We start from the raw sequence: 6,281 nt of genomic DNA on the forward strand, positions 1-6,281 counted from the left end.
TTCATTGCTCCAGCCCAATTTTGAGGTGGGAGTTTTACTGCCCGTTAATGCGGGATAAAATGCGCATTAGTGGTTTAGTGCATTTTATTCATAAATCCCTATAAACATAACACCATTGCAATTTGAATATTCACTAAAAGTACATAAGAGACAGATCTCACATTTCTTTATGCTTCGTATAATATAGCAACTGCAACGAAGGAGTGGTTGAAAATGAAACAGACTTATGATTACCACGCTACAAAAAAACATCTAGAATTAAAGAAACAAAACTTATGTAAAAAACTTAGCAATAAGAGACTATCTGAAAAAGAACGTGAACAGCTAAAATGTGAAATTGACAACTATGAATATATTTTAAACTTAGTCGAAATGAATCATTATGAACGGGGATTTTCTCGTTAAAAGCGGATATAAAATGATCCGCTTTTCATTTTGAGCATTTCATTACGCATTTTTCGTAAGTAAATATATAATAGGATGTACATTAAGATTGAGAGGTATATTCTATGATCAAATTAAGTGTATTAGACCAATCACCTGTTTCAGATGGTAGCACAGCAATCCAAGCTATTTCACATACAGTTACGCTTGCACAAGAAGTGGAAAAACTCGGATTCACACGTTTTTGGGTATCTGAGCATCATAATTCCGTAAGCTTAGCTGGTTCAAGTCCAGAAATACTTATTTCTCATATTGCAGCGAAAACAGGACATATGAGAGTTGGTTCGGGTGGTGTTATGTTGCCGCATTATAGCCCATATAAAGTTGCCGAGAATTTCCGTGTTTTAGAAGCACTTTATCCAAACCGCATCGACCTTGGTGTTGGTAGAGCACCTGGTGGTATGCCAATAGCAACTCGCGCACTACAAGAAGGAAAAATGGTCTCACTTGATCAATACCCAGAACAAGTTGCAGATGTTGCAATGTATTTACATGATCAAGTACCAGAAAATCATCATTATGCAAATTTAAAGGCTACTCCAGTTATTCCAACATCACCTGAAATGTGGATGCTCGGTTCTAGCGGAGAGAGCGCTAAAATTGCGGCGCACAACGGAGCTTCTTTTGCATTTGCACAATTTATTAATGGCTTCGGAGGCCCAGAAGTTATGAGGGCTTACCAGGAACAATTTCAACCTTCCTATTTAGGAGATAAACCAAAATCAATTGTCGCGATTTTTGTTATTTGCGGAGAAACAAATGAAGAGGCAGAAAAAATTGCTTCTAGTTTAGATTTATCAATCTTATTACTAGAGCAAGGAAAACGAACAACTGGTACACCTTCTATCGAAACTTCTCAAAATTATTCATACAGCGCGTATGATTTATTCCGTATAAAAGAAAATCGTCAACGTATGATCGTAGGTGATCCGACTTCTGTGAAAGAAAAAATAGTAAATTTAAGTAAAGCGTACAATACTGACGAATTTATGGTTGTCACGATTACTCATCAATTTGAACATAAATTAAATTCTTATCGCTTACTAGCAAATGCTTTTAATTTATAATTGTAAAAGGGAGATACATCAACGACGATGTATCTCCCTTTCTTACTACTTATTGTTTTTACTTCCTATATATTCAATAGCTTCTTTTAATAACTCATCAAAATGATTAGGATAATCATGATTTAAGTTAGGCACAATTTTATACTTATGTTCTATATTCTTATCTCTTAATAATCGTACAAATTGCTGCGTGCATTCGAAACAATCTTCATCTTGATCCCCGCATACTATATATCCCTTTATATGTTTATCCTGTAGCACTTCCAGCAACTCATTCCATTCTTCAATCTCTGGAAGCCACGGTGCCATAAAAATAAAACCATCTACATCTATATCTTTTTGCAAAATCGTAAGTAAAGCTACTCTTGCTCCAGCAGAAAAACCACCTATTATTACATTTTCTACCGTATGATTCTCTATAAATTTATCGTAATGCTCTTTTAATTCTTCTTTCCCTCTATGTATATCATCCCAAACAAACCCATCTGAAAATTGAATTTGCGAAGACTGTGGTAACGCTAACGTATAATCTTGTGTAATAACTGATTTCCAATATGGTTCTATTATTCCTATATTTTCTTGATCACCATGCATTGTAACTAGTAGATTTCCCTTTTCCTCGCTGTAAATATATTTCACATCTGCTCGTTCTGTTTTCTTTGCTACTTCTTCTCTTTCTTTACATAACTGAACCATTTTATGAAACTCTTCAAACTTATGTAGTGGTTTTAAATCGTCGTCGGAAATTAAATATTCATTTCCATACCAAAATCCATTCTCTATAATAGCTTCCTTCATTACATGCAATGCTTCTTCTTCAAGTCCTGCTGCACTTGCTAGTGCATATTTAAAATTATATATTTGTGCCTCATTACCTATTACACCTTTAGCATGTTCCATTATATACGTATACGCTTCAAAACTTCCTTTATTTGCATAACAACGTAACGTTTCATTTAATAACTGGATGTAAGTCATACTATTTTTCATATACCAATCCCCCGAAACCGTTTATAATATTTATTTCTCGAACTTGTATACCATCCTTTGATCATGGTATGTACATTGTTATATTGAATAACTCAACCTAACCATACTTGATCCTCAGAATGATATTTAATAATTACTGTATGTATACACATAATACATCACCTCTTCCTATCCAATACGTGTAGTATAAAACTAAATAGACAGAATAATCAATATATTTTTAAACAAAAAAAGACAACAATATATTATTGTTGTTTTTTTACATCTACCCGCTCTTTTGTTTTTTTCTATCCGGTTTACTTGAAACTAAATAATGTTTTTCTGAAATATATAAGTCTCTTTTTAATAGACGATTTAAGTACGGCCCTAGCTTCATTCCGCATATAAGGCGATCTTCACTACCCTCAACAATTGGAAACATTTCTTTTTCTGTTACATATTGATCTACTGCCTTTTGTACGATATCAATTTCTTTAACTAGGTTTAAATTTTCTTCTGTATGTTCAAATACCTCAAGCGTTTCCTTCGTAATAAGAAAAACATTTGTCGGAAATACAGGTAAATACGGCTTTAACAAATCATAATTTACTGTATAATCATCATTTACTAATACTGTATATACGATATTAGCATTTGTCTCTAGAAACTTAGCCATCGCTTGTTCTAATTCATCTTTCGTAATTTCCCGTTCTTCTTTTCCAGTTCTGAAAAAGCGAAACATTGCATCGCCTCCCTTTTACTATATTATAGCATAAAAGAAAACTGAAAAATCACAAAAAAATCCATTGAAAAAATTTTTCAATGGATTTTCCAAAATATATTTATCGTTATTTTAAGAATGCACTTAGCATCCATACATGCTGTTCTAATGTCGTGTGAATTGCTAGTAACATATCAGCTGATGTTTCATCGCCAGCTTCACCAGCAACTTCCATACCTTCTTTTAATTCTTGAATAAGTGCAGAGTAATCATTCACTAAAGTTTGCACCATTTCCTCAGCTGATTCCTTGCTTGTCCCCTCACTGACACTAGATGTTGCAAGATATTCTTTCATTGTCGCTAACGGTTTACCTTCTAACGCCAAAATACGTTCTGCTAACTCATCAATATACGTTCCTGCTTCATTATAAAACTCTTCAAATTTCTCATGTAAGGTAAAGAAGTGTGGTCCTGTCACATACCAGTGATAATTATGTAGTTTCACATATAACACATTCCAGTTTGCTACCTGCTTGTTTAATACTTCAACAACATTTGTATTCGTACTCATACAATCCACTCCTCTTATCGTTTTGTAATGCTTATCTTTTAATAACCTAATTACATTTTACCATACATTTCCTACCCTTTCGAATGATTGGCTCATATGTAACAAAGTTTTAACACCTTTAATATTTCCCTAATATCATACAATTCATGTATTTTTTCAACTACTTCATATGTCTAATCGTCCAAGCTGCTACATATGCATTATAGTAAGTCAAGCTCATCATAGAAGAAAGAGGGATAACATGGACAATCAACAATGGCAAGTAGCAAAGAAAGTTGCTGCTACTTATATCGGAACTGTCGTTGGAGCTGGATTTGCTACTGGACGAGAAATTGTTGAATTTTTTACAGTGAACGGATTATACGGAACAATTGGTATATGTGTAAGTGGATTTTTTTTTATTTGGCTCGGCACAAAGATGATGTTACTTTCATCACAAATCGGGGCATTTTCAGCGCAAGATTTTAACAAATATTTATTTGGAGATGTATTCGGAAATGTTGTAAATACATTATTACTACTCGTATTATTTGGTGTAACGAGCGTTATGCTATCAGGAGCTGGAGCGGTATTTGAAGAGCAACTTCGTTTACCAAGACAACTCGGTATTCTCATTACAGTTATCGCCTGTCTCATTATAGGTAGCCGCGGATTACAAGGTGTTTTTGAAGTAAATACACTTGTCGTACCTATTATGATGATATTTATTATAGGACTTGCTATTACAACCTTTTTCCACAGTACAACACCTATTAGTAATACTATTCCTGCAGAGAGCTGGAATATGAAGTGGATTACTAGCCCTATTACATATGTCGCTTTAAATCTTTCTCTCGCCCAAAGCGTTCTCGTCCCGTTAGCCGGTGAAGTAAAGGATCGAAAAGCCATTTTGTGGGGTGGAATTTTAGGTGGTGCAGGACTTTCTTTAATTTTATTATGCAGCCATTTAGCTATCTTGTCGGTCGACCAATTTTATCAATACAATATCCCAATGGCTGAAGTCATAAGAAGATTTAATGCAACGTTTCACTTTTTCTTTGTTCTTATTATTTTCGGTGAAGTGTTTACAACTTTAGTTGGTAATGTGTTCGGGATGACAAAACAAATGCAATCTATCACTGGGTGGAAAAGTAACAATATTATTTTCTTCATTTTACTAATTAGTTATTGCTTTAGTTACATCGGTTACAGTGAGCTACTCCACATTCTATATCCAATCATCGGATGGGTAAGTATCGTTCTACTTCCAATCATTGCTTTTAAACAACTTCAAAAAACATAAAGAAAGCATCCATTTTATTGGATGCTTTCTTTATGTTCATTCACAATCATCACATATTTCCCAGTACGGTCCCATTTCCAATGCCAAATATGGCTTTAATTGCAGTCGAATCATTCGACTAGGCATGCGCTCTAAAACAAATTGAATCCCTTCTTCATCCTCGTCTAATTCAACTTTTGAAATAGCAATTCTTTGCATAGTAGAAATAGGAATTCCATCTTTATATAAAGTGATTTTCACCTCATCATATTCATTAAAATACAATTCAATACTCATTTGATTTTTCAACATTTCATCAACAATTTCATATTTATCATTTTGTTCTTGGATTATATATTTCCAGCCACCTCTATCTTTTTTTGGAGCTGCTTGAAATAATGTCATCAAATCCTCGTATAGCATAAGATAACCCCTCTCTTACTAAAAAACGATGAGTATTTTATATACCCTTTATCTCTATCACTATCCATAGTCATTGTACCATATATCACCGTTCTTACCGTATTCATTTGCTTCATTAGTACTTACAAAATACTTATTCTATCTTCATTATTATGTTTCTTAGTCCGTTACTTACTATTCTACTGTAAGTTTTATTCAACACCTATTTTTTATTTGCTCACAACAAAAAAGAAGAGTGATATATATCACTCTCCCTAAATAAATTTCCCTGTAGCTGCTATTGCTAATACTATAATTAAAATTGTAAATAATAATGAGACAATTAAACTAAAAATGGGTAATGCTTTCTTTTCATTCTTCTTAAAAAGTAACTTTAAACTAAGAAGGATGTTTACTGGTACGAGTATAAAATAAAAATATTTAACAATTTGTACCGAGCTATCCGAAAGTGTTTTTAAAATAAACACTTCAATTAGAAACACCACAAAAAATGAAATACTTAGCCAAAATGAGACATAACTAAGCCAAGAATGTCTTTTTGTACCCCAATACACTCCCATAATAATCTCCTTTATTTGTATTCGATATGATTGTAATTATACACAAAGTTAACAAATACCTCTATTTTTCGACAAATAATATGAGAAATTCAGTTTTAAACATCACTAAGCTATTCTCCATCCTCATTCATTATATGCATAAATTCATCCCAGTTAATGTGTTAAAAAAAGACTGCCCCGATAGCATATGGTCTTATCCCTGTCAAGTAGACAGTATTAAAAAGACTAAGCAGCCATCGAGATTCGATATTCTATCGGAGCTCGA

General features: G+C 33.2%; 8 protein-coding genes. 3 read left to right on the forward strand and 5 right to left on the reverse strand.

Annotated elements, in window-relative coordinates:
* Window positions 1-213: 213 nt before the first annotated feature.
* Window positions 214-405: a DUF3896 family protein gene (locus tag JDS81_RS18785; protein WP_000815495.1), complete on the forward strand. Its 192-nt coding sequence runs from the start codon at window positions 214-216 to the stop codon at window positions 403-405.
* Between the two features lie 104 nt (window positions 406-509).
* Complete coding sequence (locus JDS81_RS18790; protein WP_097954778.1) at window positions 510-1,511, forward strand: LLM class flavin-dependent oxidoreductase; 1,002 nt, start codon at window positions 510-512, stop codon at window positions 1,509-1,511.
* A gap of 45 nt (window positions 1,512-1,556) precedes the next feature.
* Here the strand turns inward: JDS81_RS18790 and JDS81_RS18795 are convergent, their stop codons facing one another.
* The 3 genes from JDS81_RS18795 to JDS81_RS18805 all read right to left on the reverse strand — a co-directional run bounded on the left by JDS81_RS18795 (window position 1,557) and on the right by JDS81_RS18805 (window position 3,772).
* A complete protein-coding gene (locus tag JDS81_RS18795; protein WP_000798330.1) occupies window positions 1,557-2,501 on the reverse strand; it encodes an alpha/beta hydrolase in 945 nt (314 codons plus the stop codon).
* A 265-nt stretch (window positions 2,502-2,766) separates the two neighbouring features.
* On the reverse strand, window positions 2,767-3,222 hold the full coding sequence (locus JDS81_RS18800) for a DUF3939 domain-containing protein (protein ID WP_000488204.1): 456 nt from the start codon (window positions 3,220-3,222) through the stop codon (window positions 2,767-2,769).
* A gap of 106 nt (window positions 3,223-3,328) precedes the next feature.
* Window positions 3,329-3,772 carry a Dps family protein gene (locus JDS81_RS18805; RefSeq protein WP_000106367.1) on the reverse strand — a complete coding sequence of 148 codons (444 nt, stop codon included), beginning with the start codon at window positions 3,770-3,772 and terminating at the stop codon, window positions 3,329-3,331.
* Window positions 3,773-4,013: 241 nt separating this feature from the next.
* On the opposite strand from JDS81_RS18805, the gene JDS81_RS18810 reads away from it, so the two are divergent.
* A complete protein-coding gene (locus JDS81_RS18810; RefSeq protein WP_000370197.1) occupies window positions 4,014-5,054 on the forward strand; it encodes a YkvI family membrane protein in 1,041 nt (346 codons plus the stop codon).
* A 36-nt stretch (window positions 5,055-5,090) separates the two neighbouring features.
* Here the strand turns inward: JDS81_RS18810 and JDS81_RS18815 are convergent, their stop codons facing one another.
* Entirely contained in the window at window positions 5,091-5,456 is a 366-nt protein-coding gene (locus tag JDS81_RS18815) for a DUF3979 family protein (protein ID WP_000965090.1), read from the reverse strand.
* Window positions 5,457-5,710: 254 nt separating this feature from the next.
* Window positions 5,711-6,016, reverse strand: coding sequence for a hypothetical protein (locus JDS81_RS18820; RefSeq protein ID WP_000539579.1), 306 nt, complete (start codon window positions 6,014-6,016; stop codon window positions 5,711-5,713).
* Between the last annotated feature and the right edge of the window lie 265 nt (window positions 6,017-6,281).

The organism is Bacillus cereus group sp. N31 (assembly GCF_016483245.1).
Lineage (GTDB): Bacteria > Bacillota > Bacilli > Bacillales > Bacillaceae_G > Bacillus_A > Bacillus_A toyonensis.